The following is a 24399-nucleotide window of genomic DNA, read 5'->3' as shown; positions in this document are numbered from 1 at the left end:
TCGACAACCGCTTCCATGGCTTCGTAGCCCCGCTTATTCCGATTCCCCGAATTTGCGGCCGAACAACGCGCTGATGTCCGTGAGCGCCTGTTCCTGATCAGCGCCATTGGCATCCACCCGGACGGTCACACCCAAGCCAGCAGCCAGCATCATTACCCCCATGATGCTCTTCGCGTTGACCCGCTGAGCACCCCGCGAAATGAAGATTTCGCTCTGGAAGCGAGCCGCAAGCTGCGTCAGCTTCGCGGCGGCACGCGCATGCAGACCAAGCTTGTTGGTGACGACCAGATCAATGGATGGCATGTACTCGAGCTCCTGGCTAGCATTCTGGCGGGGGTTCAGCGTTCACAATACCGCGCAGCGCCCCCTGACGCACGCGCTCGCTGAGAGAATCGGGGTTTTCCTGCTGATCCGTCAAGGCCTTCAGCACCATACAGGCGTTCGTGCCGGTCAGGAGGTGCACGATATAGCCTTCCTCGAGAGCCCGGCGTTGCGCGGCGGCCGCAATATTGAAGGGGGTCGCACCATACAGATCGCACAGGATCAGGGCCGGTGTTTCCTGCCCGCCCGCATGCAGCCACTGCAGTACCCGTTCGGATTCCGGTACCGGATCTGCGTCGGGCTCGATGTCGAAGACCTGAAGGTCCGGCGTGCGCCCCAGGATATGGGCCGCGCACGCGTCAAAAGCCGCGCCCAGCGGCTTGTGCATGATCAGTGCAATCCGGGTGGTGACCATCACGCCGCCTCCACAGCCTGCTCCAGTGCCTCCACGAAGCAGGCTGCGACATCAAAACCGGTCTGCTCCGTGATCTCCACGAAGCAGGTTGGGCTCGTCACATTGATCTCGGTGATGCATTCCCCGATCACATCCAGGCCAATCAGGAGCAGACCACGCGGGGCCAACGCCCGGCCGACCGTCCGCGCCATCTCGCGGTCATGATCCGTAAGCGGCTGGGCCACGCCATGACCGCCCGCCGCCAGATTCGCGCGCGTCTCGCCCTTCCGGGGCATGCGCGCCAGCGCATGGGGGATGGGCTCGCCGGCGATGATGAGAATGCGCTTGTCGCCGTGAACGATCTCCGGGATGTAGCGCTGCGCCATGATGGTCCGCGTACCCAGGTCCGTCAGCGCCTCGAGGATGGCGCCCCGATTGGGCTCGTCCGGCCGCATCCGGAAAACGCCGCTGCCTCCCATGCCGTCCAGCGGCTTGACGATGACATCCTGATACTGCTCATGAAAGGCTCGCAGGCGCTGCATGTCGCTGCTCACCAGCGTCGGTGCCGTATATTGCGGAAATTCGGCGATCGCCAGCTTTTCCGAATGATTGCGGATCCCGGCACCGGTGTTGAAGACCCGCGCGCCCTGTGCCGCCGCCCGATCGAACAGATGTGTCGCGTAGACGTACTCCATGTCGAACGGGGGGTCCTTGCGCATCAGTACGGCGTCGAAATCAGCCAGCGAACAGTCGTCTGATCGGTTGTCCTGAGACCACCAGTCGTGCGAATGCCAATCGGCGTCGGGCCGCAGACGCATGGCCGTGGCCGCGACGCGCACCTGGCCCGTCTGGACAAACAGGTCGCTCATCAGCGCAAAGCTGAAGCGATGGCCTCGCGCAGTCATGCTGCGCATCATGGCCACCGAGGAGTCCTTCCAGGCCTTCAGGCTCGGCAGAGGATCGATGATGAACAGAAAATGCATGAACGTCCCGAGTAAATACTCATCCCTCTGCCCGTGCCGAAAGCTGGCGCGATCAGCAGTCGAAATCAGGCAGCATCGCCCTGCTTGCCGGCCTTCTTGCGCGGTGCCAGGACCATCACCATCTGGCGACCTTCGAGCTTGGGCATGGCCTCGACCTGAACCAGTTCGCCCAAGTCGTCGCGCACTCGTTCGAGGACACGCATCCCGAGGTCCTGGTGAGCCATTTCGCGGCCCCGGAAGCGCAGCGTGACTTTGGCCTTGTCGCCCTCCTCGATGAAGCGGCGCAAATTGCGCAGCTTGACCTGGTAATCGCCCTCGTCGGTCCCGGGCCGGAATTTGACTTCCTTGACCTGGATGACTTTCTGGCGCGCGCGGGCTTCCTGCTGGCGCTTCTGTTCCTGGTATTTGAATTTGCCGTAATCCATCAGGCGGCACACGGGCGGATCGGCCGTGGGGGCGATTTCCACCAGGTCAACGTCGTTTTCCTCGGCCAGCGCCAGCGCGTCGGAAGTCCGGTAGATGCCAAGCTGCTCGCCTTCCACGCCAATCAGGCGAACCTCGTGGATGCGGATTTCACCGTTGACACGGTGTTTTTTTTCGGTTGCGATGTCTGAAACTCCTAGTGTTGAACAAAAGTGAAAGCCTCAGGCCTTGGCCTGAATGCCTTCTGTACGGTCCAGCCCCTTGGACTGGATGTCCTGCTGCAAATGCTGCACGAACCGGTCCAGCGGCATGGTGCCCAAGTCGAGTTTGCCGCGACCGCGCACGGCCACGGTGCCCGATTCGCGTTCCTTGTCGCCGACTACGAGAATATAGGGCATCTTCTGGAGACTGTGCTCGCGGATCTTGCGCGTGATCTTTTCGCCGCGCACATCGGAAAATACCCGAAAGCCCTGTTTGACCAGAGACTGCGCGACCTGTTCCGCATAAGCGGCCGAACCATCCGAGATGCAGCACACCACCGCGTGATGCGGCACGAGCCATGCCGGCAAAGCGCCTGCGTGGTTTTCGATCAGGATGCCGATGAAGCGTTCCAGGGAACCCAGGATGGCACGGTGCAGCATCACCGGGGGCTGGCGCTGGTCCTGAGCGTCGACGTATTCGGCGCCCAGACGCTGCGGCATGGAGAAGTCCACCTGGATCGTGCCGCATTGCCAATGGCGGCCAATGGCGTCCTTCAGCGTATATTCGATCTTGGGACCATAGAAAGCGCCCTCGCCTTCGGAAATTTCGTAGGCGCAGTGCGACATCTCCAGGCTTTGCTTCAGTGCGTGTTCCGCCTTGTCCCAGACCTCATCGGCCCCAATGCGCTTTTCAGGGCGGGTGGAGACCTTGTACAGGATTTCGGTGAAGCCGAAATCCGCGTACACCTTCTGCAGCAGCTTGGTGAACGCGGCACATTCGTCCAGCAGCTGATCCTCGGTACAGAAGATGTGGCCGTCGTCCTGCGTGAAGCCGCGTACGCGCATCAGCCCGTGCAACGAGCCGGAGGGTTCGTTGCGGTGACATTGGCCGAACTCGCCATAGCGCAGCGGCAACTCACGGTAGGAATGCAGGCCGGCCTTGAAGATCTGAACGTGGCCGGGACAGTTCATGGGCTTCAGCCCATAGACGCGGTTCTCGGACTCCGTCGTGAACATGTTTTCTTTGTAATTGTCCCAGTGGCCGGTTTTTTTCCACAAGGACAGGTCCAGAATCTGGGGCGCCTTGACTTCCTGATAGCCGTTGTCCTGGTAGACCTGGCGCATGTATTGTTCGACTTGTTGCCATACGATCCAGCCCTTAGGGTGCCAGAAAATCAGGCCCGGGGCCTCATCCTGGAAATGGAACAGATCCAGTTCGCGGCCGATGCGGCGGTGGTCGCGCAACTCGGCCTGTTCGAGCATGGTCAGATACGCGTCCTGGTCTTCTTTGCGGGCCCACGCGGTGCCATAGATCCGCTGCAGCATTTCGTTGTTGCTGTCGCCGCGCCAATAGGCGCCGGCCACCTTCATGAGCTTGAAGACGCGCAAATGGCCCGTGGACGGCACATGCGGACCACGGCACAGGTCCACGAAGCCCCCTTCGCGATACAGGCTGATGGGCTGGTCAGACGGAATGGAAGCAATGATCTCCGCCTTGTAGGCCTCACCAATGCCGCGGAAGAACTTGACTGCGTCGTCCCGGTCCCAAACCTCGCGCACCACAGGTTCGTTCAGGCGGGCGAGTTCGGCCATTTTCTTTTCGATGGCCGTCAGGTCTTCGGGCGTGAAGGGACGCTTATACGAGAAATCGTAGTAGAAGCCGTTCTCGATCACAGGCCCGATGGTGACCTGGGCGTCCGGGAACAAGGACTTCACTGCGTAAGCCAGCAGGTGGGCCGTGGAATGGCGGATCAGATCCAGCCCTTCGGGGTCCTTTTCGGTAATGATGCTCAGATTCGCATCATGGTCGATCACATGGCTGGTATCGACCAGCCTGGGCGGCTGCCCGGGAGCCGCCAGCCGCGCCCCAAGCGCGGAGCGCCCCAGGCTCTTTCCGATGGAAGCCGCAACGTCATGCACGGATACCGGCTGCTCGAATTCACGCCGCGAACCATCAGGAAGGGTGATGCAAACCATTTAAACGTGTCCCGAAAATGCGAAACGCGGCCTGCGCCGCGTCGAAATCTGTCTGAAATTGCCATGCAGGAGGAATATACCAGTGTAGCAATCCGACCCGCAACAATCAATGTTGACGCGGCTTTACGCCACAAAAAAGCCGCGCGATCACCGCGAATCAATGCGGTTTGTTGCAAAGTCGGCGGCCAGATGGCCCGCACAGGGGGGGCATAAGGCGTCCCGCTGGATCGCCCTGCGGCCAGAGGCGGCTCTTGCCCTCTGCCGGGCTTGCCCGCCATTCCGACATGCGCTCACGGCGAACCTATCACGCCCGTTTCAACAATTACGCCCCGGAGGGCAGGAGTATCTGCGGTCGCGATCGGGGCCGTAATGGCCGTCGTCGTGATGAGAACCGGAATCATAGTGCCCACTGTCGTGGGGACGGTCGTCGTGATGGCGTCCATTGTCATGGATGTACCCGATACAGCCGGACAAGGCCAGGGGAATCGCCATGGATTTGCCCCCGTATTACCGGACACAGAATCACCCTTGGGTTGATAAATCCTGATGGCGCCTGAACTCCCTGGGAGACCGGTATTTCAGCGCACTGTGGGGATGCCGCTCGTTGTAATGCTCGAAGGCAATCGCCAGATTCTGCAACGCCGTGGACACATCGGGCTTGGGCATGAAGGCGACATAGTCACGCTTGATTGTCTTCACGAAGCTCTCGGCCATGCCATTGCTCTGGGGGCTGCGCACGGGCGTGGTCAGCGGTTTCAGGCCAATGCGTCTGGCGAACTCTCGCGTCTTTGATGCGATGTAGCCCGAGCCATTATCGCTCAGCCACTCGATCTGCTGCGGCGTCCGATCGGTATTGCCGAACCGGTGTTCCAGCGCCGCCAGCATCACATTGCGCACCACGTCGCCACTATGACCAGCGGTGGTCGCCGACCAACTCATCGCTTCACGGTCGCAGCAGTCCAGGGCAAAGGTCACCCGCAAGGGGCTGCCATCATCACAGCGGAACTCGAACCCGTCAGAGCACCAGCGCTGATTGCTGCGCAGGACGGCGATCTGCCCATCGTGGCACCGCGCAGGCGCCTGGGGCTGCCGGCGACGTTCCAGCAGCAGGCCATGGTCGCGCATCACCCGGTAGACCCGTTTGGCGTTGACCGGCGGCTCCAGCCGCTGCTCCCGCTCTCGCCGCACCAGCGCCCAGACTCGCCGATAGCCGTAGCTGGGCAACTGACCAATATGCTCATGAATCTCTTCGACCAACTTCGTATCCTGCGTCGGGCGGGCCGTGCGGCCATCGCGCCAATCCGCTGATCGTGCCAGCCTGACTGCCATGTTCGAGCGCGCCACGCCGAGGACTTCACAGACCCGCTTCACCGGTCTTCCCCTGGCAACGAGGGCGAGCGCGCAATCCATTTTTTTGAGCGGCCGTACTCCACCGCTTCGCGCAAAATCTCGTTCTCCATGGTCTTCTTGCCCAGCATGCGCTGCAGCTCCCGGATCTGCTTGAGCGCGTCGGCAAGCTCCGAGGCCGCGACCACCTGCTCGCCAGCATCCACTGCCGACAAGCCGCCGTCCTGGTACAGTTTGCGCCAGTGAAACAGCTGGTTCGGGTTCACACCATGGCGGCGCGCCACCATCGAAACCGTCTGACCAGGCTCGTTGCTCTCGCGCACCATGGCCAGCTTCTGTTCCACCGACCAGCGCCGCCGACGCTCCGGCTGGGTCAGTAATTCCATCACTTCCTGCTTGCTGTTGGTCATAAACACAGTCGTATGCCTACTTGCTATTTTAAGTGGGTGACTGTGTCCGGTGTTTCAGGGGGCTGGTCCACGCCATGGCCGAGGCAATCAACCAAGCTTTCATCTATTGTTCTCCCATGGTTACACCTTTGATTCTAGTGACCCCATGGGCGTCCGGGCCTTGCAAACCGTAACCGGGTACATCTTGGCTCAATGCGGCTGGAACGGTGTCATCAACCGTGTGTGATGAATGCCCATCCCCCGTTAACGGGGTAGAGCCAAATAAAAAGCCGCGCTTCATCGGAGAGGCACGGCTTTATTGGCACAGCTTGGCAGCGGTTGCACGGATTCTGGTAGGCAGTACTGAAACGGTAGTGATGCTCCAACAGGCTGACAAATAAGGGGCTTCATGACTATGCTTAGGCGACATACCCCCATTCGTACCCCCAAAATTTATGCACTACCGGAGCACCAGTCGGAACGTGACCAGCCATGCCCGATAGTGTAAAACACCCGTTTCGACATCCGTTATTCCGTCATGCCCGCCTGCACCATCACCCGCACCCACCGCCTCGGGCGCAAGCTATCCCAGAAGGACTGGCCCCAGCCGGTAGGCGGCCCCGTCGAAATGGCCTCAATCCAGCGCGAGGATCTGCGCCGCGTCGTCGAGTATCTGCACATCCCGCGCTCGGGGGCCAGTGATCCGGAGGTCATTCCGCCTCTGTGGGAGCCGCACTGGCTGACATTCGGGACAGACGGAGGCATGATGGTGGTGGGCTTCGAGGAGATCGACGGTGCGCGGTACTATCAGGGCTGGTACATCCGCTGGGAGTGATCATGTGCGGACGCATCAGACAAGCTCGTGACGACCAGTATCTGGAAACGCTCCATTGGACGCCGCGGGAGCTTTCGCTCGGGGACCGACCCCGCTACAACGTGCCGCCTGGCACCCGCCCGCTTGTGCTGCACCGGCTGGGCGATGGCGCCGAGCATGCCGATAGGCTGTTTTGGGGCTACAAGCCGCCCTGGTACAAGCGCGGGCCGGCCAGCAATGCGCGACTCGATACCGTCCTCAAGGGTTCTCCATTCTGGCGCCCTCTTCTCGGCCGGCGCATCATCGTGCCCGCAGACGGCTGGTACGAGTGGACCGGAGACAAGGGCGACCGCCAGCCTTGGTACATCAACCCGAAGGACGGCACACCGATCCTCATGGCCGGCATGACGGCGTGGCAGCCGGGCCGCGAGGTGCTAGCCGAGACAGGGTTTGCGATCGTGACGGACGACGCCGCGGGCGGCATGGTCGACCTGCATGACCGGCGGCCGATATGTCTCACACCTGATGACGCCCTAGCATGGGTGGATCCGGCGCTGCCAATCCCGCAAGCGCTGGATCTGCTATCGACGCCCCGGCCGGAAAGCGCGTTTCAGTGGTGGCGCGTGACGCGGGCGGTGGGCAACAGCAGGTACGATGTGCCGGACGCCAGCACGCCGATATAGGGTAAATGCCTATCTTGCCTTTATGCTCTACTCAACCTAAAATGAATGCATGGTGATCGAGAACGGTTGCCACGGGCGAGCCGCCGGATCAGGCTCCAGATCATAGGAGATCAACATGCAAGACATCCAGTACATCACCTGGGTCAACACCAGCGACGGCTCGGCATTCACCAACCCAGACCATGCCGGCCGCAAGATTGGTCACGTCGTAAACGATCATGTGGTGGCCTTTGTGGGCAGCCACGATGCCGCCACCCGAATTGCGGCGGCGATCAATGCGGAGCTTCCGGATGCCGATCTGACGTTCTCGGACTTGCTCAAGTCATGAGCACGCGGGAGGCAATTCGTCGATACGGCGCTCGGGTTGTTTACCGCGCCGCCTACCGGCACATGGCCGGCTTCAGCAGCCTCGCATCAGTCGGGCTGTCTGCTCATTCCATCGCCGACGTCTGGCGCATCATGAGCTTGGCCTACGCACAGTTGGGCGAGGCGGATCGTGCCATCGACCACGCCGACGCGCAGGCCAGGCTAGACGAGATCACGCGATGAGCCGCACCCACAGATCTAGGGTCACGGTAGAGGTGCCTGGCAAACCCGCGCTCTACAATCTCGACACCCTCCCCGGCTGGGAAATCATCGGCACGGTGACGGACGCCGACGGCACGGGCGCGCTTGTGCGTAACCAGCGCACTGGGGTCTACTGTCGAGCCAATGCCGGCGCCCTACGCTCTCTGCCTCAGCACAAGGTGCAGGCGGCGCTGGAGGCGCTCGATGGCGCGTAGAGCTCAGATCATCGGGCGTGCTACCGATTACGCCGGCGTCGAATGGGATGTACGCGAGCTTCGGCCAACGGCCCACGGCTTCGACGTCTTGATCGGCTGGCCAAGTGGAGAGACCAGAGGACCCGGCGGGCGTGGCGTGGCCACGATCATCACTGCCGAGTTGGCCCAGTACCTTCAGGCCACACGCCCGCGCGATGTGGTGCTACCCATCAGCCGCAGCACCGTGAACCGCATGCGTGCCGAGATCGGCATCCGCTGGTCATGGGATGAGTGGTGGGCCGCCCGATCCGACGACCTGCGAACAATGACGCTCGAAGCCTTTTGCGGCAAGCACGGATGCAGCACGGGCGCAGCCAGCCAGCGGCGTGCAACACTGGGGTCCCGCGGCGGCCCGTAGCCACCCTCTCACAAACGCAAAAAGCCGCCGGCCCCTCCGAAGAGAGACCGGCGACATTCCATCTTTCCACCTGGTGTAAAGGCGGTCTACCAGTGCGAGCCCCCGAAGAGCCGCACCCCCAGCCACCAGGCCCAGCGCTGGATCCACGACACGCCCGTGGCGGCCATGGCCTCGCGCAGCACAGCGTCGGCCGTGCGCCGGCTGGTGCGGTGAACCGAGTACAGCCAGTCATGCACCGTCGCGGCGTCGTGCGCGATGTCGCCGAACCACGCATAGGCGAACGGCAACCGCGGCACTGACCCGAAGTCCGTCACGAACCCGGCCGGCACCGCGATCAGGTGGCCGAAGATATCGGACTGGTAGAGCAGCGCTGCGAGCAGCCGCCACCGGCCACTACCCGCGTCGTCCGTCTCTTCGACTCGCAGCTTATTGAGAAACCGCGCCACGGGACGCCTCCGCTTGCGCAATCAGGATGTTGGCGGCCGTCTGCACGCCGGCGAGCGACAGCAAGAAGGCATTGCGGGAGCTCGCGCTCAGGCTGGAATTGGCGATGATGCCGGACACCACCGGGATGGTGGCGTTGAGCATTCCCTGTGCGGTTGCGCTGGTTGCCGTTGCCGTCGTTCCGCAGAACGTGCCCACCGCCGCCGAGGCCCCTGTGAGCTTGGCCTGATCATCGGCCGACAGCGGCGGGCTCAGAAGCGTAGCCTGGGCCTGAACTGATGCAATGGTGGGTTGCACGACAGCACAGACCTTTGCAGCCGTGGCTGAAAATGAGGCCGCCGCATGGTCGGGTCCCTGCATCGAGGCGCAGCCGGCCAGGAAGATGACGGGCACAAAAAAGGCGGCCAAAGCCGCGATACGGATTTTTCGCATGGTAGATCCTGTGGTGGGTTGAAATTCAGGCCGCCGGCGGCGTCTGGGTGGGGGTGCTGCGGTTGTTCAGCCAGTTCAAGCCCGCATGCACGACAGCGACCAGGACGCCGGCCAACAGCGAGGCGACGGACTCCGGTACGCCGCCGTGAAAGCCGTTCAGCGCCCATTCCACGGCGGGCACGATGCTGGCGGCCGTCACGGTCACGCCGCTGGATACGAGGATTGGATTTGCCATTTGAGGCTCCATAAATGGCCCGAAGGCCGAAGTACCAATAAACGAGGAAATCGGCGAACGTCACGACAGAGCCTCCAGGGCGATGCCGTACCGGCGCTGACGATCCGCCAGGCCATTCAACCCGCCGTTGATGCGCCGTGTGACGGCCGCCACGCCGCCGGTATCGGCAAGCTCATTGCAGCCGTGTGCTGCCCACCACCAGGCGGCGGACCGGGCTGCATACACGTCTTGCTGCAACAGACTGGGTGTGCCCACGAAGTCCACGCCTAGTGCGTCAGACACGGCCTGATAGTTGGATCGGCCGGTGATCTGAAGAAGCCCCCGGCCCCGATACCGGCTGCCGTCCCCCGGCTGCGTGTTGCCAAGATCCTTGCGGCCTTCATACCCGCGCTGTGCGGCGGTCGGCCCCCATATCTCGATCGTGTGGACGAACCCCATGGTCTCGTGCCCCACTTGGGCAATGAACATGGCCGCGCGCGGCGGGGAAACGATGGCACGCTCGAACATCGCCGCCTCGACCACCGGGTACCAGCGCTCAGTCATGGCAATGCTCAGACCGGAGGCTGCGAGAAACTGTCCCTTGGTCATGTTCATGCGGTCCCGGCCTCTTGATCGTGGTGGATGATCTCGATGTCCGAGAACTTGTACCCAGCCTTGCCGTAGCGCTGAGCCAGCCAGATTGGGTACGGCAGCGCATGGATACCCTCGTCGCGCCCGATGTGGTGGTCCTTGCACAGCAGCCGGCCGTTGACCGTCATGTCGTCCACAAAGCTGTAGGGATCCGTGGGGTCGAAGTGCGCCCAGTCGAACGCCGGGAAATCCCGCCGGATAAGCGAGCCGGGAGACCAGTCGATCATTTCCGCGAAACTGCGTTCGATGGGATGGTGGTGGGCCTCCAGCGGGTGGCCGGACTCTTCGGCCGTCCTGCCGCACACCCAGCAGCGGCCGCCCTCGCGCGCAATGAGCAGCCGGCGGGTGCGCTCGAATAGAGCCGTGGCCTTGCGTGGGTCGTGGCCCGGGATGTTGACGTCGACGGTCAGGGTTTCGCGCTCTTCGTGGATCTGTTCGACGGTCACGGCCGCCCTCCGTGAAATGCGACCCACACCGCCGCACCGATTCCCGCGAGCCAAGCCATGGTCTTGATGAGCCCCAGAGCGCCCTTGGACTCGTCGAACTGACGCTGCATGTAGGAAAACCTCTTGCTGTTCTCCTTGACCTGTTCTTCGAGCTCCTTGACGCGGCCGATCAGAAAATCGAGTTTCGCGGAGAGCGCTGAAATATCGTCTTGGGGCATGACGCATCCAATAAAAAAGCCGCTCGTGGCGGCGTGACGGTGACGGGTTGTGGGGATTACCAGTTGATGGCTTTCACGGCGGCAGAGGTCGTGGCGCCAGTGATTGCGGCTTTCCGCGCCGCCAGGATCTGGAACGCCGCCCAGCCCTGATCAAGCATCGCGGACGCCAAGCCACCAAGGTCTGCCAGCGTGAACGGCACCAGCGTGTTGTCCTTCGACTTCCACCAGAAGCCGTCAGGCACGGCCCCCGCCGTTTTGCAGACGTTGAGCGTCTTGTTCAGGATGTCCTGGCTGTCGGCGTCGGCCTGATAGGTTTTCGTCACGCCGGCCGCCGTCTTGAAGGTCACGTCCTGCGCAACTGCATTGCTGTAGGCCTGTTCCATCAGCGCGGTCTGTGCCGCCTGATCATCGGCAAGCTGGGCCGCAACGTCGAGGACCCAGGCCCCGGCCGTCCAGTTGTAGTTTTTGCCAGGCCGCTCGATTGTCGAGAGCCACGCGGGCAGCACGTCCACGCCGGTGTAGGTCTGGCCGTCGACTTCGGCATCGATCGTGTACGGGGACCCGTCGGAGGTCACGTACAGCTTGTCTTTTCGGTGGTCTTCAACCAGTTCCCACGTGCCCGTGCCCGGGTTGCCATAGGTTTTCGTGTCGATGACGGGATGCTGAGCGGTTACCCAGCGGGCGACGTGACCGGCAGGGACCGCCGGCGGCGCGGCTAAGACCTGCAGATGCCCCTTCGCGGGCGCCTGACGCGCATACGGCGGGTCGCCCAGCAGCAGAGCTCGATCATCAATCTGATAGACGGTAAGCATAGCGACTCCAGCCCCGACAGGCGGGGCAACAGGGTTTGAAAAAGTTAAGTGACTACAGAACTGCGAATCCGGCGAGCGCCGGGATATATAGAGCAGATACGCTGCAGGGGCACTCGCATACCTTCAACATGGGGAGCGCCAACTCTGGAGCCCTCTACGCATCCAACGAACGACCTACTGTCTCTGCGCAAGGACCAGCGGACACCATAGGAGGAGCTATTTCCGATGGGGCTCACGACACTCCCAGGGTCGGCATGGAAACAGCGCCCGTGCATACTCGTGTCGCTCCGGTGATCCTGGTGTGACTGCGTTCCTGCGAATGCAGCGCCGGCAGGAGCACACAAGGCCGACACACTGCAGGGTCACAATCACCGCCACTACACCTCATCGGTTGGGGGATCGGGTAGTAGCAGTAGCGTTTTCAGTGCAGGTAACACAGATCCGGGTGACGGATCGGGCGTGAGAGAGCCAATAACAGACGGCGTTCACGGTACGCCACGCATCGGCATGGAAACAGCGCCCGTACACACGCGTGTCGCTCCGGTGATACTGATCTGACCGTGCTGCTGCGAATGCGACGACTCCTGGTAGCTATAAGGGCGACACCGTACAGGGACACTGGCATTCGACCTACGCTAATGCAAGCGACAGGCAGTTCAACAATGTCGTCGCATCACCAGGAAACTGGCCTCAAGCAGGTACCAATAATGTGAGAAACACGGGTGGTGAGTATGTCAAAGAGGCTATTAGCGACGGTGTCCATGGAAGCCCTCGCGTCGGTATGGAAACGGCCCCAAAGCACACTCGAGTGGCGCCTGTGATCCTGATTTAAATGAGGATGACCGGAGCGACAGCGGTGTTGGACCCACGCGTTTCGACGGACGTCCGGGCGACACGCGAAGGATCAAAACTGAAGCCTGTTGTGTCGGAAAGGCTATCGCTAATTGAACCGGCGGCCTGTGCACCGGCCAGATTCGCGGCGAATGCGCCAGTAGCGACGCCGTTCCGAATATTCGACGCATTCAGAGTTCCGACGACGTTCTGCAAGGCATCATTCTGGTGGGCTCCTGCCAGCCTCGCATTCGCAGTGTCAGCGTCAGTCCCCGCCACGCGCCAGAACATGTCCTGCTCGTCGGGGGCCTTCCAGTTCCCCGAGCCGAGGTCGGCGATCATGCCCTGCCCCTTGATCCAGTTTGCGCTGGGCACCGTCTTGCCTTGTTCCTGGAACCAGGCGATCAGCCGCTTCTGCTTGGGATCGGCCATCGACCAAACACCGCCGGTCAACGACGCCTCCCAGGCCCGCGGACTCGCCGCGAACGTGGTCGGTATGTTGCCGCATCGGACGTTGCGGTAGCCCGTGAAATAGGGAGACGTCGTCCACTTGTACAGGTAGCCGCCCATGTCGGTGCAGATGATCGGGCCCTGGTCGGAGGCCATGGCGTCCAGTTCAGCGAAAGCGGCAACCCGAGCGGTGTCGCTGATCTTGCCATCGATGACACCTTTGAGGGCATCGAAATACTGGGACGCCTGCGCGGTGTCCACAGTGCCGTTGGCCGTCAATCCCGCAGCCGCCAGCATGGCCTGAAAAAAGGCCAGCTGATCGTTGGCCCAGTCCTGCTCAAGATACGTGCCGTCCTTGGATGTCGGCGACGTGCGATTCTTGAAACTGCCCTGCGGATAATCGAGCGTCTTTCCGTTCGCGCGCCCAGGGTATCGGTCATCGAGATTGATTGCCATAAATCATCCATTAATAAGGTCAGCAAACTGCGCATCGTCGTCGCCGAATTCCATATCGGCGTCGTTGAATTCGACAATATCGGTGAGTTCCATAAATCCCATGAACAGCACGCCCTGCGGAATCTGTACCAGGTTGGCGTTGAATAGCGCCCACCGCTGGAGTTCTGTCAGGTTTCCGGCGAACTCGATGGAGAACCGCATGTCCGGCAGATCATTGATGCGAAGGAAACTCGGGCCGACGAGAAACATCATCTCTTCAATGATGCTCTCCACGGTGGCGTCGCCCGTGTTCTTCATGATCTTGGCCTTGATAGCCAGCCGATAAAGGTCGTCGGCCATCTGAGCATCGTTCGACACTCGCGACTCGGAAAAGATCGCGTCGATATCTCCGCACTCGGCGCCGTCGGCCGCATCGAACTCGGCGGTCTGCATGGTCAACTGACCGATGAAATCCCGGCTATAGACAACGATGCGCCCGATGATATCGAGCTGCGCCTCCTGCGCGGTGTCGATATCGTAGGATCCGCGCACGGCGACGGCCGCATCGTAGATGGAGCCGCCCATGCGCCGCGCGATAGCCAGCCAGCCCATGAACTTCGGCTGGTTGCGATACTGCGAGTAGGCGCGCTGCGGCACATTCTCGATCATGACGTGGTCACCGTGATGTTGGCATCCAGCCAGCGGCTCAACTGGTTGTAGGCGATTGCCCTATTGGCGGCTGCGCCATCCAGGGTGAGGCTGGTCACATACGAGTTGCCGTACTTGCCGATGACCTGGTTGATGGGGGTGTACATCGTGGAGATCGGGACCGATTCGCCGATGTCGAACCCCGTCACCTTGAAACCGTCCACACCGGACGGCGACTCGCCCGCGGCGAACGCGATGATGGCGGCCTTGATCTGGGTCTCGAGATCGTCAGGTAGCGTCCCATCGTCCTTGATGTTCACCGCCACGACTACATCGACGTAGGTTGGGATGCCGAAGGTGATGAGTTGCTGGTGGGTGGCGATCGTGGGCGAGGTGACCCATTCCTGTATGACCGTGCCATCCCCGTTCAGGAACACCCCGGGGTTCTTCTTCAGGTAGATCGCCATTGCGATGTCGCTGGCAATGCCGCCATCCACCAGGATGGTGTTGGAGTGCGCGGGCAATCCGTGTGGATTCAGGTCCGCATCTACCGAGGCGCTGCCCGTGGGGTTGTTGTAGATCTTCACTCGGCGCACCCCCGCCGTGTTCGACAGCTCTCCGTAGAGCGAGTCCACCTGGTTGTTGCCGGGGCGCCCCACGGCGAGCCGACGCCGGATGCGAAGACCCGAATTGCTCTCTGGGTCCGTGCCCGGCGTGGCCGGGTTCACGTTCGTGACAGCCGACACACCCGCGATCGTCGTGATGATCCTGGTGATGGTGCCCGGCTCCGCCTGGACCGGGCCGGTCTGGTCGCAATGCGCCGGCACCACCACGGTACCGCCGGCGGGCACCGTGAACGTCTGGTCCGTGATCCAGCGACTGCCAGTATCGGCGGCCTCGACGATGCTCTCCGCCAGAATCTGTGAACCGGACACGCCGGTGAACGTCAGATCCACGTTGGACGGGGTGCCCGGATTGCGGAAGGTGCCCGTGATGCTCGATATCGCGTCCAGGTCTATGCCCGCGGCCTTCTCGGGGTCCTTGCTGGCCCAGGCGCGGTACAGCGCCTCATCGAGTGCGGAGAAGATCTCGGCATCGTGCGCGACCTTTAGGCCGTCCGGACTGGACGGGTCCAGGATCCATTGGGAATCGATGTCCAGGTAGAGCGCGCGCTCATCGGCAAACCAGTCGTTCTGGCTCTTCACCGAGTAGCCGCTTGGAGTTAGGTCTGCCATGTCACACCGTCAGGGATTTGGAAAACTGCACGTCGGCCTCGCCGTAGGTCGTGAGCACTTCGGACTGCACGGAGAGCGTGCGCGTGTCTTGGTCGAACTGCAGCCCAAACGACAGGAGCCGCACAACACCCTGAGTGCGCGCGATGCGGTTGCGCAGCAGGGCCTCGACCGAGTTCAGGTTCTCGAACTTGCCCAGAATCTGCTGGAACCACGGCGTGCCGTCCGTCACGTCGCGGAAGTATTCTCCGAGGAACAGCTTCAGCCGCGTGACGATGGTCTGCGCGATGGCCTCCCGGGCCGACAGGAATATTTGTCCGCGCGTTACCAGATCGCCCGAATCATCGAGCCTACGTACCTGCATCAATTTGTGGGCCCTCCAGAGACGGCGCCGCCAGCCACAACGCCGGTGTGCTTGTGGGTCTTGGTGCTGATGCCGCCGACGATGACGTCGGCAACTGTCATCGTGGTGTTGGATGTCATCTTGCCGTCCGGAGCGAACGCCACGCCGTTGATGGTCACTGTGCCGTCGGCCGCCATCTGGATCGTGCCGGCGCCGTTCGTGATGTTGACGGTAGTGGCTGCCGTCACATTGACAGCCCCATCGGGCGCTATCTGCACCTGGCCAGCGCTGTTGTCCGCGATGATTTCGCCGCTCGCCTTGACCCAGACGTGACGAGTGCCATCGGCGGACTGCATGCGAACGCCGTCACTGACGAAACCTGGCAGGCGCGTCGGAAGCGGCCTGAATCCGGGAACGAAGAAAGCGTCGTGCGTGTCGTGGAACCGGGCGAGCGGATTCGTGGCCACGCCCCCGGTCTGCTTCCAGCCGTCCACGCAGCGCTGCGAGAAGATGATCAGGCCCTCGTCGCCCGGACCCACCTGGTGGATGACTGCAAACTGCGTCCCGCCGGGGAAGAGCACGGGCACGTCAACGATGGGAGGCGGCTCAGACGTGGCGCCGCTGGCGGCCACTGTCTGCACTCCCACTTGCACCTGGGCACGCTGCAACACGGGGTCGAACGTCAGGACATGCCCAGGCGCTGCCGTGCACACGCCCTTCATCATCTCCGCGAAGGCCGTACGGAAGAGCCTTGATGATTGCGTCGATTGAGATTGTGCTGTGGGCATTGGGTGGCCAATAAAAAACCGCCCGAAGGCGGTTGTGGTCATGGTGGAAAGTCAACTGACGGAATCTATTTCTCGTCGATCTTTCCTTTTATGCATTTCATGTACCACCGGTTCTGAAATTCAACAATTTCCTTCTCGATGGCCCAGTCCACATAGTGTCGCTGATCTTCGTACGCAGAAATAATCACCTTCTTGCCGACGTTTTTGGTGTAGTCGTTCAGGTCAGATTTCATGACTCTATCCATCATGTCAGCCATAGCATCGGTGCCTTGTCGTCCGGTCATCACCGCTTTGGCCAGCCTGGATATCGCATCGCAATCGGAGGTTGAGCCGAACGCGGGGGACAACAGAGACAGAAACAACAAAGGAACCAGAAGTGCATTCATAGCTACGCCCGAATGAGGAGTACGCCTTGATGTTACTGCACGTCACCTCTTGTGTGCCTGCCCTTCCATATACGCGCGATTCACCCGGCTCGCGGCTTCTGCTTTCGTCACCGTGCCGTCATGGTTGATGTCAAGGCCAGCATTCTGCGTGTATTCGATGCTGCCTTGCGTCCACAGCACGTAGTCATCTGATTTTCCAATAGCCGCCGGCCACAGCACAGCCATGTAGCAATCGCTCATGTTGTGGATATTTGGCGCGTATGGCTTGAAATACTTTTCCACCCAATCCAACTGCTCAACCTCCGACATGCCGGCCAGTTGCGCGGTAGACGTGCCCATTCCGCGCGCCGTGCTTGGGATGAACTGAATCAGGCCCGTGGCACCGGAAACCTTGTTGCGTGTGTATGCCTTGAAGTCTTTGCCGGTTTCAAAGGCCATCACCGCCATGAGCCAGTCGGGATTCAGGTTCAGGTTCTTGGCGATCTCCCGCACCTTCGTGCGGAAATCCTGCGGCACCCGCGCACCCCATACGAGGCCGCCGCCTTCGGAGGCTGGCGGCTCGGCGGTCCCGGCTCGCAATCCCTCAATCTGCACGTCCCAGTCATCGCCGAATGAGTCCCCGCGGTACATAAGGCGCAGGACATTGAAAATGCCGTTCGCCTTGCCTGTGAATTCCTGCAGATACGCCGACTGGTCGCTGTAGGTCGCGTACTTGGCTGTCAGATTGATGCGGCTATTGATTCGGATGAACGGGTTCACGCGAGCCGTGACGAATACACCAAGGCCGGACGGACCGCGATTGATGGTGGGCATGCCGACCATGCCAGTGAACTCGTTCACATCCACGACGCCTGTGGTGCGCTCCCTGTCGGGGCGCGTCACTACGAGATCGCCTTGGTCTACCACCCAGGCGAAATCGAACATTCGCGCCAGATCTTCCAGGATCTGCACGGGGTCTCCGTGAGCCGTCCAGCCGGTTGGAAACGAATCCTTGGCTGTGAACTGGGATTCATCGATTTGCAGACGTAGCGGCCACTCTTTGGTCACAGCCTTGAGTACGTCCGTCAGACGAGCGCCTGCGCCGAACGGAATTGACACAACCCCGCGTGTTCTGGCATTGGCTGTACTGCAGGTCAGGCGAGTGACGAGGTCGGGGCCGTTGCGCTCCAAAAATACATTGGCGACAGATCCCGTGAAGATCGCGCCGAAGCTGCTTTGGTATCCGGCGTTCAGGATGATGTCATCGTGCGTCGAAATCTTGGTGCTCTCGGCCAGATTGAAAAGCCGGATATCTGCTCGGGAATACGAGCCGCCCGGCTCGATGTCGATATCGAACACCACCCTGAACTGGCGCCCGTCCGTCGCATCGATGAACGGCTTGCCGTTTACCAGCATCGACCATCGGCGCAGGTATTGGTTTATGCCGGTAGCCATACCAAATGATTGTCCGTGCCCAGGTTGTCCAGCGTGGCCTCAGCGCCCACGAAAATGAAGCGGCCGATGTCGTCTGGCAGGTTGTAGGAATGGGTCAGCACGGCGCCGGCGTTCAGCGCCATGCCCAGCGCCACCGGCGCGCCATCGCGATAGATATCCATCGTCCACAGCGGCAATTCCTGGTAGGCCAGGAAGTTCACGCGGAATTCCAGCAGGTTGTCGCCCAGGCGCTGCGTGAACGTCTGGTGGGCGTTGGCGCTGCCCGCTTTCAGTGTGACCTCGATCATTGCTGTGTCACCCCATCAGCCAAGTTCACCGCGTAGGTCGTGGCGGCGCTCGGTGCGCTGCCGACCTGCTGTCCGCCATTGATCGTCGCCGCAGCGCCCGACTTGGCCGGGTCTCCGTCCGCAAGCTGATCCTGGCCGGGCTGCGTGAAGTCCGACAGGCGATCGAGCTGTACCAGCTCATGCATCTCCGCCACGAAAACGAGGCCGTTTTCCACCTCGGGGGTCCGGTCCCTGGACAGGCGAGTGATGACCATGTTCTTGAGTTGGGTGTCCACGGCATCCACATCGAACGGCAGGCCTGTCCTCATAAGGTCCATCAGGAACTGCAGCGTGCTGGAGGCGCGTGTGAAGCTCGTGCCAGCGAGGAACCCGGCCGAGAGGCCCGCGATGGTGGCCACCAGCGGATTCTTGGCCATGAGGTTCGATAGCCCACCCGCAATGAGCCCGGTCGCATCGATGATCTTCAGCGGGTTGTTGCTGACAGCCCCCGTAATGAAGTAGGCAATCGGCTGGATGATCCGGTGATCGGCCACCTTCACGCCTGACTCGACGGGATAGCGCGTCAGTTCAACGGACGCCTCAAACGTATCTTCCAATACGGCATCGAACTGGTAGCCGGCGATGGTGGCGGACTGGCGCGTCAGGATGCTGAGGATGCTCATCGGTTCACCGAAGACATGATGTCGTCTTGTGTGGTCTGTTCGCGGCGTTCAACGACTTCCGTTACGCGCTTGTCGAATGCCCGACCATCCAGCTCCATCCTGACGTCCAGGTGATTCTGCACATCCACGCGCGGCGGCATGGACTGCAATCCGGCCTGTTCGCGCTGATCACGGATCATCACGACGTCGGGATTCACGCTGGCGCCTTCCGCGGGCGTCACATAGCCGTACATCGCGGGGTTCGCAGGCAGCGCTTCGGGCCGCATGCGCAGCCCAGGTCCTCCGACGGCGCCGTAGGCGTTTGGATTGGTGGGCAGCGCCTCGGCAGGCGTGATGCTGCCCGGCGCAACGTCGGGCACGGCAGAGCCCACCGGCGCGTCCGGCAGCGCTGACTGATCGTTCTGTCCGGTCCAGTTGCGCCAGGAATCTGTGGCGCTCTCAGTGGATTGCTTCCACCAGTCGCCCCACGTCCAGTCTTTGGCCGCGTCATAGGCCAGCAGGCCGCCGCCCGCGATCATGCCAGGATATCCCAGCCGCGAGAGCCCGACGCCCAGGCCACGGAGACCAATGCCACGCAGGGCAACGCCAGCAGCCGAAGCGGCCCCACCGCCGGTCATGAGTGCCGTAGCCATAGGATGCTCGCCGGCGCCCTGCGCCACCGAATCGACGGTGTCCTTATGCCGATCAAGGAAGCCGTCGGCGGATTGCAGAATCCCCGTGAAGCCAGGGAGCACCTTTTCCGCGAGCGTGTTGCCGATGCGCTCCAGTCGCGTATCGAACTCTGCCAGTTCCTTGTTGAAATCCCGGGCGGATTCAGTTGCACTGTCGAAATTCCCGGCCAGTTCGTGCGCGCGGGCGATCGCGAAGTCCAACTGGTCCACACCGCCGCGCAGCGAGCGCATGACGGCATCGGGCAGGTGCAGAGCGTCCTGCACCAGCCGCTGCTGGTCCTTGCTCATGTTCTGGACCATCGGCGCGAGCGTGCGCAGGAAGTCCTTGCCGTTGCCGGTTTTCATCAGCGCGTCGATGTCGCCACGCGCAAGGGCCACATCTTCCAGCGGCCCCAACTGCCCTTTCAGTTTGAGGTTTGCCTGGGCCTCTTCGATGGAGTTGATGGCCGTGTAGGCGTCATCCGCATTCCCGCCAAGGGCCGCCAGGGCACGCCCGTAATCCACGACGTACTGACGCGCTGTCTTGAGCTTTTCAAATTTCAGCGCGCCCTGATCGACGCGCTGGCCAGCGGCGACTGCGGCCGCGCCGGCCGCGCCGAACGCTCCGGCGATGGCAGCGCCTGTGAGCCCCACCAGGGAACGCATGCGCCCAAGACTGAACTCAACCTTCTTGGCCCCCTTGTCGTAGACCTCTGTATCGAGCCCCACGCCGATCAGGAAATTCTGCAGAACCTTGGCCATCTTCAGCGTCTCTTCGGGTTGGCGGCCTTCAGGGCCTCACGATGCGCCCGCACCAGTTCATCGATCGCCTGGTTGAAGCGCTCCACATCCTCCAGGCAGTAGGTGCCGTCGGACAATTGCGCCCAGGTGCACAGCGGCGGGCAGATACCGCTCACCCCGGCGCAGGGCCGCATCAGATACCAGTTGACGGGGCCTGCGCCTGGCTTGCCGCCTCTCTTGCGCTTGCGTCTGCCCAGTAGCTGAAAAAACCTTCGAGGTTCCAGATGAGGGCCTTCGCGCGCAGCCGGGTCCAGTCCATGACCTCGGCCTCGGCCAGCGTCATCTGCTGCTGCGTGCCTTTCTTGAAGACCCGGTCGAGCATCAGCTCATCGATCTTGAGCTTCGCGGAATAAGGCATGGCGAGGAACATGTAGAAAACCATCTCCTCGTCAACCGGCGCGCCCGGCTTGGACTGCGAGAGTCGCTGCACCAGGGGCTGCGTGAGCAGACTCAGCAGCTCGTCTTGGGCGACGGCTGAGGCGCGCGCGACGTTGTAGGCGCCATGCTTCAGGACGAAGGACTTGACCGTCTCGCTCATGCACCGCCTCGCAGCGTCGTGAAGGTGTTGAACTCCATGATGAAGACGTCATCGGAAATCGACGCCCCACCCGCCCGCTCAATGGCCCCATCGTTCACGATCGCGCCTTCGCTGCCGACCGCGTTTTCCAGCGTCCCGATCACGGTCCGGCTGTAGGTGATATTGGCCTTGGAGTTGTAGAGACCCTGCATGTAGGCCGCATCCGCACCGCCCGGGTTCAGATTGAGCGTCACCCGCCGGCCCGGGTTGGTTCGATCCAAGCGCACGGCGTTGCCCCCCATGCCGCGGCGCAGCGTGGTGCCGGGGTCGATGGGTTCTTCGTTGACGGGATTCTCGGCGCTGCCCCAGTCGGTGATCTCGCGACCATTGACCGTGACGACGGTGTTTTCGGTGGTGATATTTACGAGTGCCATTGCGTCGGCTCCGGATTAGTAGATGTCGAGATCGATGATCGACTTGTGGATGGCTCCGGCCCGGAACAGCCGCATCCGGATGGGGGCCGAAAGCCGCGCACCGCGATCCTCTGGCGTGAGATCCAGAATGTCCTCGGGTATGGTGAGGATCTCGAAGCCGATGGTGTACTTGTCCACGCCGTCGTCGGGGTCCGTGTAGTTGCGCGGGCCCAGATAGCTGTTGTCGATGTATTGCTGGCCGACCTGACGGGCAGTGGCAAGAAGCACCGCCTGCCCGCGCGGGGTCTGCTCGAGCTTGGTCGTGACGTTTGCGAGCGCGTTGTACAGACGCACAGTCAGCGTGTTGATGAAGGCGTCCAGGTTCACCACGTCGTCGATGTACTCCTTGTACGTCGAGTGCGTGATCGTGTTCAGCCACCGACCCACATCTTGGCTGCCCTGCAGTTCCACGATCGGATAGAAGGTCGCGTTCTTCGCTTCCATGGCGACGATCTCGGACCCTTTCAGGTCCTCGGCGGCCACGCCCGGCGACTTCTTGAATTCGCCCGTGATCGTTGACCGGTCGGCGCTGTAGTTCACGGTGGCAAAGTGCTTGGCCAGGTACGTGCCCGCCTGGGCCTCAGTTGCATGGCAGGCCGTGAAGACATGCCGGTAACCGAGCGTTGTGAGGGCCGTTGCGATGTCCGTCGTATCGTTCTGGGCGCGAATCTTGGCAGCGGCCGCGCCAGTCTGATTGTTGACCATCATGCTGGCGTTCGCCTCGCACCAGGCCGCAATGGCCGTGACGCTGGCCGGCACAGCCAGCACGGGCGCGGTGAACACCGTCCAGTACCACCAGAAGGCGTCCCGCGCCTTGTTCAGCGTCGCCGTGATGTTGGCATCAGCTGCGGCCGTCATCCAGACCGTGAGCTGCCGCCCCTTGGGGGTGCCGCCCAGCCATGCCGCGCAGGCCTTGTAGGTTTCGGTGGTCTCGGCGAAGTCGTCGGCCACCTCCTGAATGTCCAGGTACGTCTTGCGGGTATCGACAGTGACTTGCGCGTTGTCGGTGACGTCCGCCGCGGCGGCGAACACAGTGATGGATCCGAAGTTCGCGAAGCCCAGCCCGGCAGGGCTGATCCTCGCATTCACGGTGATGATGCGATCGGCAGGATAGGCCATTGTGTAGGTCCTTGAGTTTTACGGCTGAACCGTAACCGTTGCGGATTGAATGTCTGTGCCGCCTTCGTTCTGGACGATGGCGGACGCCTTCATGATTCGATTGATGTCGTACGTGCTGGCCACTTCCATGCGCAGATAGAGATCCACCCGCGCACGCTCTTCGTACTGATCGGACTGCAGCGCGGTCAGATCCAGCACGGGACCCGTGCGCATGATGTTCAGGCCGACCTTGAAGAGGTCCCACACGATGTCGTCGCGCTTGTCCATCTGCAGGAGGTTGGCCGCATATTCTTTGGCGCCCGCGCGGTAGAACTCCACCACGCAGGTGACTTCCTGCTGGCTGCGGATCGTATGCTCGAAGGTCTGGTTATCGGAGAGCAGCGTCTTGCGCTTGAAGGCCATGCCGCGCTCGGCCACATCCGTGCGCACATGGATGGAGGCATAGCTGCCCACCGGGGCCGGTGCGTTCTGTGCGGCCATGATGATCATGGGCACACCACTGGCCGTCGCCACTGCGGGGCGCAGCAGCTTGTACAGGTCGGTGTTCGTCATGATGCGTCAGGGCTTGGGGCGTTCGGGTCAGCCTGGTTGTCGTAGCGGCTCACGACGAGCTTGGCGTACGTGCGCCACGGGCGGATGTCGGAGCGGATGACCTTCCACAGCGCGCCGGCGAACTCCACGTCATACCCGACGATGAGTTTCGCGAGGTCGCCCGAATTGATGTAGATCTTGCGCGGATCCAGCAGCCGGACACCGGCGCGCATCAGGTTGTCGATCTCGCGCTCGGAGAGCGGCTGGATGTTGGCCGTGTAGGTCTCATCGATCGCCACCCCCGGCACCCAGAGGCCGTCGCCGTCGTAGTTGCCCTCTGCGTAGGCCTTGACCGCCACGGACGCGGACTCAAACACCCGGTCGATGTGGCCGGCCATATCGAGAGGTCCGCTCATTCCAAACCTTCCTCTGGGCGCCTGGCGACCACAGTGGATGTGACCGATGCCCGCATGTTGCCGGTGTCGATCAGCGGGTTGCTGGAGCCCTTCTTGCGGATCGTGGCCGGCGCATTGGGCGGCGTGTCCAGATCGGTGATGTACTGCTTGATCGCACCCTCGGCTTCGATTCCGACGCGGGTCATGATGCGCTTGGCATCGAGCCCGTCTTCGATGCCCTCACGAATCGTGCTCACGTATTCCTTGGTGCCGCTCTCGGCTCCCTTGTCCAGCCACGGCCGCGCCGGTATCTTGCTGCCGTCGCCGAAGTGCTGAACCGCGCCCAGCGTGGCCACGGTCATGCCGTCGGTTTTCGGCTCGACGCCTGCGGACTCGTGGATCCCGACCAGCGCGAAATACGGCGTGCGCAGCTTGTCGATTTCACGCTTGAGGGCCCGCTGGGTGGCCTGCAGGCCCCTGATGCTCATGC

General features: G+C 62.0%; 36 protein-coding genes. 6 read left to right on the top strand and 30 right to left on the bottom strand.

The window, feature by feature from the left end; translation table 11 throughout:
- Positions 1-33: 33 nt before the first annotated feature.
- The 6 genes from ACVCMJ_RS02555 to ACVCMJ_RS02530 all read right to left on the bottom strand — a co-directional run bounded on the left by ACVCMJ_RS02555 (position 34) and on the right by ACVCMJ_RS02530 (position 6031).
- Complete coding sequence (locus ACVCMJ_RS02555) at positions 34-303, bottom strand: HPr family phosphocarrier protein (RefSeq protein ID WP_447079897.1); 270 nt, start codon at positions 301-303, stop codon at positions 34-36.
- A 16-nt stretch (positions 304-319) separates the two neighbouring features.
- Positions 320-736, bottom strand: a complete 417-nt coding sequence (locus tag ACVCMJ_RS02550; protein ID WP_447082643.1) for a PTS sugar transporter subunit IIA — start codon at positions 734-736, stop codon at positions 320-322.
- Positions 736-1698 carry a glutathione synthase gene (gene gshB / locus ACVCMJ_RS02545; RefSeq protein WP_447079896.1) on the bottom strand — a complete coding sequence of 321 codons (963 nt, stop codon included), beginning with the start codon at positions 1696-1698 and terminating at the stop codon, positions 736-738. Before gshB ends, ACVCMJ_RS02550 begins: the two co-directional genes overlap by 1 nt.
- 65 nt (positions 1699-1763) lie before the next feature.
- Positions 1764-2306, bottom strand: coding sequence for a translation initiation factor IF-3 (gene infC, locus ACVCMJ_RS02540; RefSeq protein WP_447082642.1), 543 nt, complete (start codon positions 2304-2306; stop codon positions 1764-1766).
- A 36-nt stretch (positions 2307-2342) separates the two neighbouring features.
- Positions 2343-4298: a threonine--tRNA ligase gene (gene thrS, locus ACVCMJ_RS02535; RefSeq protein ID WP_447079895.1), complete on the bottom strand. Its 1956-nt coding sequence runs from the start codon at positions 4296-4298 to the stop codon at positions 2343-2345.
- A 522-nt stretch (positions 4299-4820) separates the two neighbouring features.
- Positions 4821-6031 (bottom strand): IS3 family transposase gene (locus tag ACVCMJ_RS02530; protein WP_447082578.1). Its coding sequence is split into 2 segments (ribosomal slippage): positions 4821-5716 and positions 5716-6031, totalling 1212 coding nucleotides; the frame shifts between segments, so codons are not numbered across the junction.
- A gap of 541 nt (positions 6032-6572) precedes the next feature.
- On the opposite strand from ACVCMJ_RS02530, the gene ACVCMJ_RS02525 reads away from it, so the two are divergent.
- The 6 genes from ACVCMJ_RS02525 (at position 6573) to ACVCMJ_RS02500 (ending at position 8710) form a co-directional block, all read left to right on the top strand.
- Positions 6573-6869: a hypothetical protein gene (locus ACVCMJ_RS02525; protein ID WP_447079894.1), complete on the top strand. Its 297-nt coding sequence runs from the start codon at positions 6573-6575 to the stop codon at positions 6867-6869.
- Positions 6870-6871: 2 nt separating this feature from the next.
- Positions 6872-7531 carry an SOS response-associated peptidase gene (locus ACVCMJ_RS02520; RefSeq protein ID WP_447079893.1) on the top strand — a complete coding sequence of 220 codons (660 nt, stop codon included), beginning with the start codon at positions 6872-6874 and terminating at the stop codon, positions 7529-7531.
- Positions 7532-7646: 115 nt separating this feature from the next.
- Entirely contained in the window at positions 7647-7859 is a 213-nt protein-coding gene (locus tag ACVCMJ_RS02515; RefSeq protein ID WP_447079892.1) for a hypothetical protein, read from the top strand.
- Positions 7856-8080, top strand: coding sequence for a hypothetical protein (locus ACVCMJ_RS02510; RefSeq protein ID WP_447079891.1), 225 nt, complete (start codon positions 7856-7858; stop codon positions 8078-8080). The genes ACVCMJ_RS02515 and ACVCMJ_RS02510 overlap by 4 nt, the downstream gene beginning before the upstream one ends.
- A complete protein-coding gene (locus ACVCMJ_RS02505; protein WP_447079890.1) occupies positions 8077-8313 on the top strand; it encodes a hypothetical protein in 237 nt (78 codons plus the stop codon). The genes ACVCMJ_RS02510 and ACVCMJ_RS02505 overlap by 4 nt, the downstream gene beginning before the upstream one ends.
- Positions 8303-8710, top strand: a complete 408-nt coding sequence (locus ACVCMJ_RS02500; RefSeq protein WP_447079889.1) for a hypothetical protein — start codon at positions 8303-8305, stop codon at positions 8708-8710. Before ACVCMJ_RS02505 ends, ACVCMJ_RS02500 begins: the two co-directional genes overlap by 11 nt.
- 86 nt (positions 8711-8796) lie before the next feature.
- On the opposite strand, the gene ACVCMJ_RS02495 is transcribed toward ACVCMJ_RS02500, so the two are convergent.
- The 24 genes from ACVCMJ_RS02495 to ACVCMJ_RS02380 all read right to left on the bottom strand — a co-directional run bounded on the left by ACVCMJ_RS02495 (position 8797) and on the right by ACVCMJ_RS02380 (position 24397).
- On the bottom strand, positions 8797-9156 hold the full coding sequence (locus tag ACVCMJ_RS02495) for a DUF1353 domain-containing protein (protein ID WP_447079888.1): 360 nt from the start codon (positions 9154-9156) through the stop codon (positions 8797-8799).
- Entirely contained in the window at positions 9137-9586 is a 450-nt protein-coding gene (locus ACVCMJ_RS02490; RefSeq protein ID WP_447079887.1) for a hypothetical protein, read from the bottom strand. Before ACVCMJ_RS02490 ends, ACVCMJ_RS02495 begins: the two co-directional genes overlap by 20 nt.
- A 25-nt stretch (positions 9587-9611) precedes the next feature.
- A complete protein-coding gene (locus ACVCMJ_RS02485) occupies positions 9612-9821 on the bottom strand; it encodes a hypothetical protein (RefSeq protein ID WP_447079886.1) in 210 nt (69 codons plus the stop codon).
- A gap of 60 nt (positions 9822-9881) precedes the next feature.
- Complete coding sequence (locus ACVCMJ_RS02480; protein WP_447079885.1) at positions 9882-10415, bottom strand: glycoside hydrolase family 19 protein; 534 nt, start codon at positions 10413-10415, stop codon at positions 9882-9884.
- Entirely contained in the window at positions 10412-10897 is a 486-nt protein-coding gene (locus tag ACVCMJ_RS02475; protein ID WP_447079884.1) for an HNH endonuclease, read from the bottom strand. The genes ACVCMJ_RS02480 and ACVCMJ_RS02475 overlap by 4 nt, the downstream gene beginning before the upstream one ends.
- A complete protein-coding gene (locus tag ACVCMJ_RS02470; protein WP_447079883.1) occupies positions 10894-11115 on the bottom strand; it encodes a hypothetical protein in 222 nt (73 codons plus the stop codon). Before ACVCMJ_RS02470 ends, ACVCMJ_RS02475 begins: the two co-directional genes overlap by 4 nt.
- Before the next feature lie 56 nt (positions 11116-11171).
- Positions 11172-11927 (bottom strand): DUF4376 domain-containing protein, encoded by a 756-nt coding sequence (locus ACVCMJ_RS02465; protein ID WP_447079882.1) that lies wholly within the window; start codon positions 11925-11927, stop codon positions 11172-11174.
- A gap of 828 nt (positions 11928-12755) precedes the next feature.
- Positions 12756-13664, bottom strand: coding sequence for a hypothetical protein (locus ACVCMJ_RS02460; RefSeq protein ID WP_447079881.1), 909 nt, complete (start codon positions 13662-13664; stop codon positions 12756-12758).
- Between the two features lie 3 nt (positions 13665-13667).
- Complete coding sequence (locus ACVCMJ_RS02455; protein WP_447079880.1) at positions 13668-14312, bottom strand: DUF2612 domain-containing protein; 645 nt, start codon at positions 14310-14312, stop codon at positions 13668-13670.
- Positions 14309-15526, bottom strand: coding sequence for a baseplate J/gp47 family protein (locus ACVCMJ_RS02450; protein WP_447079879.1), 1218 nt, complete (start codon positions 15524-15526; stop codon positions 14309-14311). Before ACVCMJ_RS02450 ends, ACVCMJ_RS02455 begins: the two co-directional genes overlap by 4 nt.
- Position 15527: 1 nt before the next feature.
- Positions 15528-15890, bottom strand: coding sequence for a hypothetical protein (locus tag ACVCMJ_RS02445; RefSeq protein WP_447079878.1), 363 nt, complete (start codon positions 15888-15890; stop codon positions 15528-15530).
- On the bottom strand, positions 15887-16654 hold the full coding sequence (locus ACVCMJ_RS02440) for a Gp138 family membrane-puncturing spike protein (RefSeq protein ID WP_447079877.1): 768 nt from the start codon (positions 16652-16654) through the stop codon (positions 15887-15889). Before ACVCMJ_RS02440 ends, ACVCMJ_RS02445 begins: the two co-directional genes overlap by 4 nt.
- A 65-nt stretch (positions 16655-16719) precedes the next feature.
- Positions 16720-17040, bottom strand: a complete 321-nt coding sequence (locus tag ACVCMJ_RS02435; protein WP_447079876.1) for a hypothetical protein — start codon at positions 17038-17040, stop codon at positions 16720-16722.
- Between the two features lie 42 nt (positions 17041-17082).
- Entirely contained in the window at positions 17083-18474 is a 1392-nt protein-coding gene (locus ACVCMJ_RS02430) for a baseplate hub protein (RefSeq protein ID WP_447079875.1), read from the bottom strand.
- The gene (locus tag ACVCMJ_RS02425) at positions 18459-18761 is read right to left on the bottom strand and encodes a phage baseplate plug family protein (protein WP_447079874.1); all 303 of its coding nucleotides are present in this window, start codon (positions 18759-18761) and stop codon (positions 18459-18461) included. The genes ACVCMJ_RS02430 and ACVCMJ_RS02425 overlap by 16 nt, the downstream gene beginning before the upstream one ends.
- Entirely contained in the window at positions 18758-19423 is a 666-nt protein-coding gene (locus ACVCMJ_RS02420; protein ID WP_447079873.1) for a phage baseplate protein, read from the bottom strand. The genes ACVCMJ_RS02425 and ACVCMJ_RS02420 overlap by 4 nt, the downstream gene beginning before the upstream one ends.
- Entirely contained in the window at positions 19420-20835 is a 1416-nt protein-coding gene (locus ACVCMJ_RS02415; RefSeq protein ID WP_447079872.1) for a hypothetical protein, read from the bottom strand. The genes ACVCMJ_RS02420 and ACVCMJ_RS02415 overlap by 4 nt, the downstream gene beginning before the upstream one ends.
- A gap of 2 nt (positions 20836-20837) precedes the next feature.
- Positions 20838-20990: a hypothetical protein gene (locus ACVCMJ_RS02410; protein ID WP_447079871.1), complete on the bottom strand. Its 153-nt coding sequence runs from the start codon at positions 20988-20990 to the stop codon at positions 20838-20840.
- A gap of 17 nt (positions 20991-21007) precedes the next feature.
- Complete coding sequence (locus tag ACVCMJ_RS02405; protein ID WP_447079870.1) at positions 21008-21412, bottom strand: hypothetical protein; 405 nt, start codon at positions 21410-21412, stop codon at positions 21008-21010.
- On the bottom strand, positions 21409-21825 hold the full coding sequence (locus ACVCMJ_RS02400; protein ID WP_447079869.1) for a hypothetical protein: 417 nt from the start codon (positions 21823-21825) through the stop codon (positions 21409-21411). The genes ACVCMJ_RS02405 and ACVCMJ_RS02400 overlap by 4 nt, the downstream gene beginning before the upstream one ends.
- A 15-nt stretch (positions 21826-21840) precedes the next feature.
- Positions 21841-22983 carry a DUF3383 family protein gene (locus tag ACVCMJ_RS02395; protein WP_447079868.1) on the bottom strand — a complete coding sequence of 381 codons (1143 nt, stop codon included), beginning with the start codon at positions 22981-22983 and terminating at the stop codon, positions 21841-21843.
- Between the two features lie 18 nt (positions 22984-23001).
- Positions 23002-23535 (bottom strand): phage neck terminator protein, encoded by a 534-nt coding sequence (locus ACVCMJ_RS02390; protein ID WP_447079867.1) that lies wholly within the window; start codon positions 23533-23535, stop codon positions 23002-23004.
- Positions 23532-23930 carry a hypothetical protein gene (locus ACVCMJ_RS02385; protein ID WP_447079866.1) on the bottom strand — a complete coding sequence of 133 codons (399 nt, stop codon included), beginning with the start codon at positions 23928-23930 and terminating at the stop codon, positions 23532-23534. Before ACVCMJ_RS02385 ends, ACVCMJ_RS02390 begins: the two co-directional genes overlap by 4 nt.
- Entirely contained in the window at positions 23927-24397 is a 471-nt protein-coding gene (locus tag ACVCMJ_RS02380; RefSeq protein WP_447079865.1) for a hypothetical protein, read from the bottom strand. Before ACVCMJ_RS02380 ends, ACVCMJ_RS02385 begins: the two co-directional genes overlap by 4 nt.
- Positions 24398-24399 lie beyond the last annotated feature (2 nt).

The organism is Castellaniella sp. UC4447_H14, assembly GCF_052978285.1.
The sequence above is the reverse complement of the archived record's forward strand: the minus strand, read 5'-3'. Positions and strand labels throughout refer to the sequence as shown.

Bases quoted from the DNA above. Each gene is read 5' to 3' on its own strand.
- ACVCMJ_RS02555 (WP_447079897.1), bottom strand. From the start codon at position 303: ATGCCATCCATTGATCTGGTCGTCACCAACAAGCTTGGTCTGCATGCG.
- ACVCMJ_RS02550 (WP_447082643.1), bottom strand. From the start codon at position 736: ATGGTCACCACCCGGATTGCACTGATCATGCACAAGCCGCTGGGCGCG.
- gshB (WP_447079896.1), bottom strand. From the start codon at position 1,698: ATGCATTTTCTGTTCATCATCGATCCTCTGCCGAGCCTGAAGGCCTGG.
- thrS (WP_447079895.1), bottom strand. From the start codon at position 4,298: ATGGTTTGCATCACCCTTCCTGATGGTTCGCGGCGTGAATTCGAGCAG.
- ACVCMJ_RS02525 (WP_447079894.1), top strand. From the start codon at position 6,573: ATGCCCGCCTGCACCATCACCCGCACCCACCGCCTCGGGCGCAAGCTA.
- ACVCMJ_RS02520 (WP_447079893.1), top strand. From the start codon at position 6,872: ATGTGCGGACGCATCAGACAAGCTCGTGACGACCAGTATCTGGAAACG.
- ACVCMJ_RS02515 (WP_447079892.1), top strand. From the start codon at position 7,647: ATGCAAGACATCCAGTACATCACCTGGGTCAACACCAGCGACGGCTCG.
- ACVCMJ_RS02510 (WP_447079891.1), top strand. From the start codon at position 7,856: ATGAGCACGCGGGAGGCAATTCGTCGATACGGCGCTCGGGTTGTTTAC.
- ACVCMJ_RS02505 (WP_447079890.1), top strand. From the start codon at position 8,077: ATGAGCCGCACCCACAGATCTAGGGTCACGGTAGAGGTGCCTGGCAAA.
- ACVCMJ_RS02500 (WP_447079889.1), top strand. From the start codon at position 8,303: ATGGCGCGTAGAGCTCAGATCATCGGGCGTGCTACCGATTACGCCGGC.
- ACVCMJ_RS02490 (WP_447079887.1), bottom strand. From the start codon at position 9,586: ATGCGAAAAATCCGTATCGCGGCTTTGGCCGCCTTTTTTGTGCCCGTC.
- ACVCMJ_RS02485 (WP_447079886.1), bottom strand. From the start codon at position 9,821: ATGGCAAATCCAATCCTCGTATCCAGCGGCGTGACCGTGACGGCCGCC.
- ACVCMJ_RS02480 (WP_447079885.1), bottom strand. From the start codon at position 10,415: ATGAACATGACCAAGGGACAGTTTCTCGCAGCCTCCGGTCTGAGCATT.
- ACVCMJ_RS02470 (WP_447079883.1), bottom strand. From the start codon at position 11,115: ATGCCCCAAGACGATATTTCAGCGCTCTCCGCGAAACTCGATTTTCTG.
- ACVCMJ_RS02465 (WP_447079882.1), bottom strand. From the start codon at position 11,927: ATGCTTACCGTCTATCAGATTGATGATCGAGCTCTGCTGCTGGGCGAC.
- ACVCMJ_RS02460 (WP_447079881.1), bottom strand. From the start codon at position 13,664: ATGGCAATCAATCTCGATGACCGATACCCTGGGCGCGCGAACGGAAAG.
- ACVCMJ_RS02455 (WP_447079880.1), bottom strand. From the start codon at position 14,312: ATGATCGAGAATGTGCCGCAGCGCGCCTACTCGCAGTATCGCAACCAG.
- ACVCMJ_RS02450 (WP_447079879.1), bottom strand. From the start codon at position 15,526: ATGGCAGACCTAACTCCAAGCGGCTACTCGGTGAAGAGCCAGAACGAC.
- ACVCMJ_RS02440 (WP_447079877.1), bottom strand. From the start codon at position 16,654: ATGCCCACAGCACAATCTCAATCGACGCAATCATCAAGGCTCTTCCGT.
- ACVCMJ_RS02435 (WP_447079876.1), bottom strand. From the start codon at position 17,040: ATGAATGCACTTCTGGTTCCTTTGTTGTTTCTGTCTCTGTTGTCCCCC.
- ACVCMJ_RS02430 (WP_447079875.1), bottom strand. From the start codon at position 18,474: ATGGCTACCGGCATAAACCAATACCTGCGCCGATGGTCGATGCTGGTA.
- ACVCMJ_RS02425 (WP_447079874.1), bottom strand. From the start codon at position 18,761: ATGATCGAGGTCACACTGAAAGCGGGCAGCGCCAACGCCCACCAGACG.
- ACVCMJ_RS02420 (WP_447079873.1), bottom strand. From the start codon at position 19,423: ATGAGCATCCTCAGCATCCTGACGCGCCAGTCCGCCACCATCGCCGGC.
- ACVCMJ_RS02415 (WP_447079872.1), bottom strand. From the start codon at position 20,835: ATGGCCAAGGTTCTGCAGAATTTCCTGATCGGCGTGGGGCTCGATACA.
- ACVCMJ_RS02405 (WP_447079870.1), bottom strand. From the start codon at position 21,412: ATGAGCGAGACGGTCAAGTCCTTCGTCCTGAAGCATGGCGCCTACAAC.
- ACVCMJ_RS02400 (WP_447079869.1), bottom strand. From the start codon at position 21,825: ATGGCACTCGTAAATATCACCACCGAAAACACCGTCGTCACGGTCAAT.
- ACVCMJ_RS02395 (WP_447079868.1), bottom strand. From the start codon at position 22,983: ATGGCCTATCCTGCCGATCGCATCATCACCGTGAATGCGAGGATCAGC.
- ACVCMJ_RS02390 (WP_447079867.1), bottom strand. From the start codon at position 23,535: ATGACGAACACCGACCTGTACAAGCTGCTGCGCCCCGCAGTGGCGACG.
- ACVCMJ_RS02385 (WP_447079866.1), bottom strand. From the start codon at position 23,930: ATGAGCGGACCTCTCGATATGGCCGGCCACATCGACCGGGTGTTTGAG.
- ACVCMJ_RS02380 (WP_447079865.1), bottom strand. From the start codon at position 24,397: ATGAGCATCAGGGGCCTGCAGGCCACCCAGCGGGCCCTCAAGCGTGAA.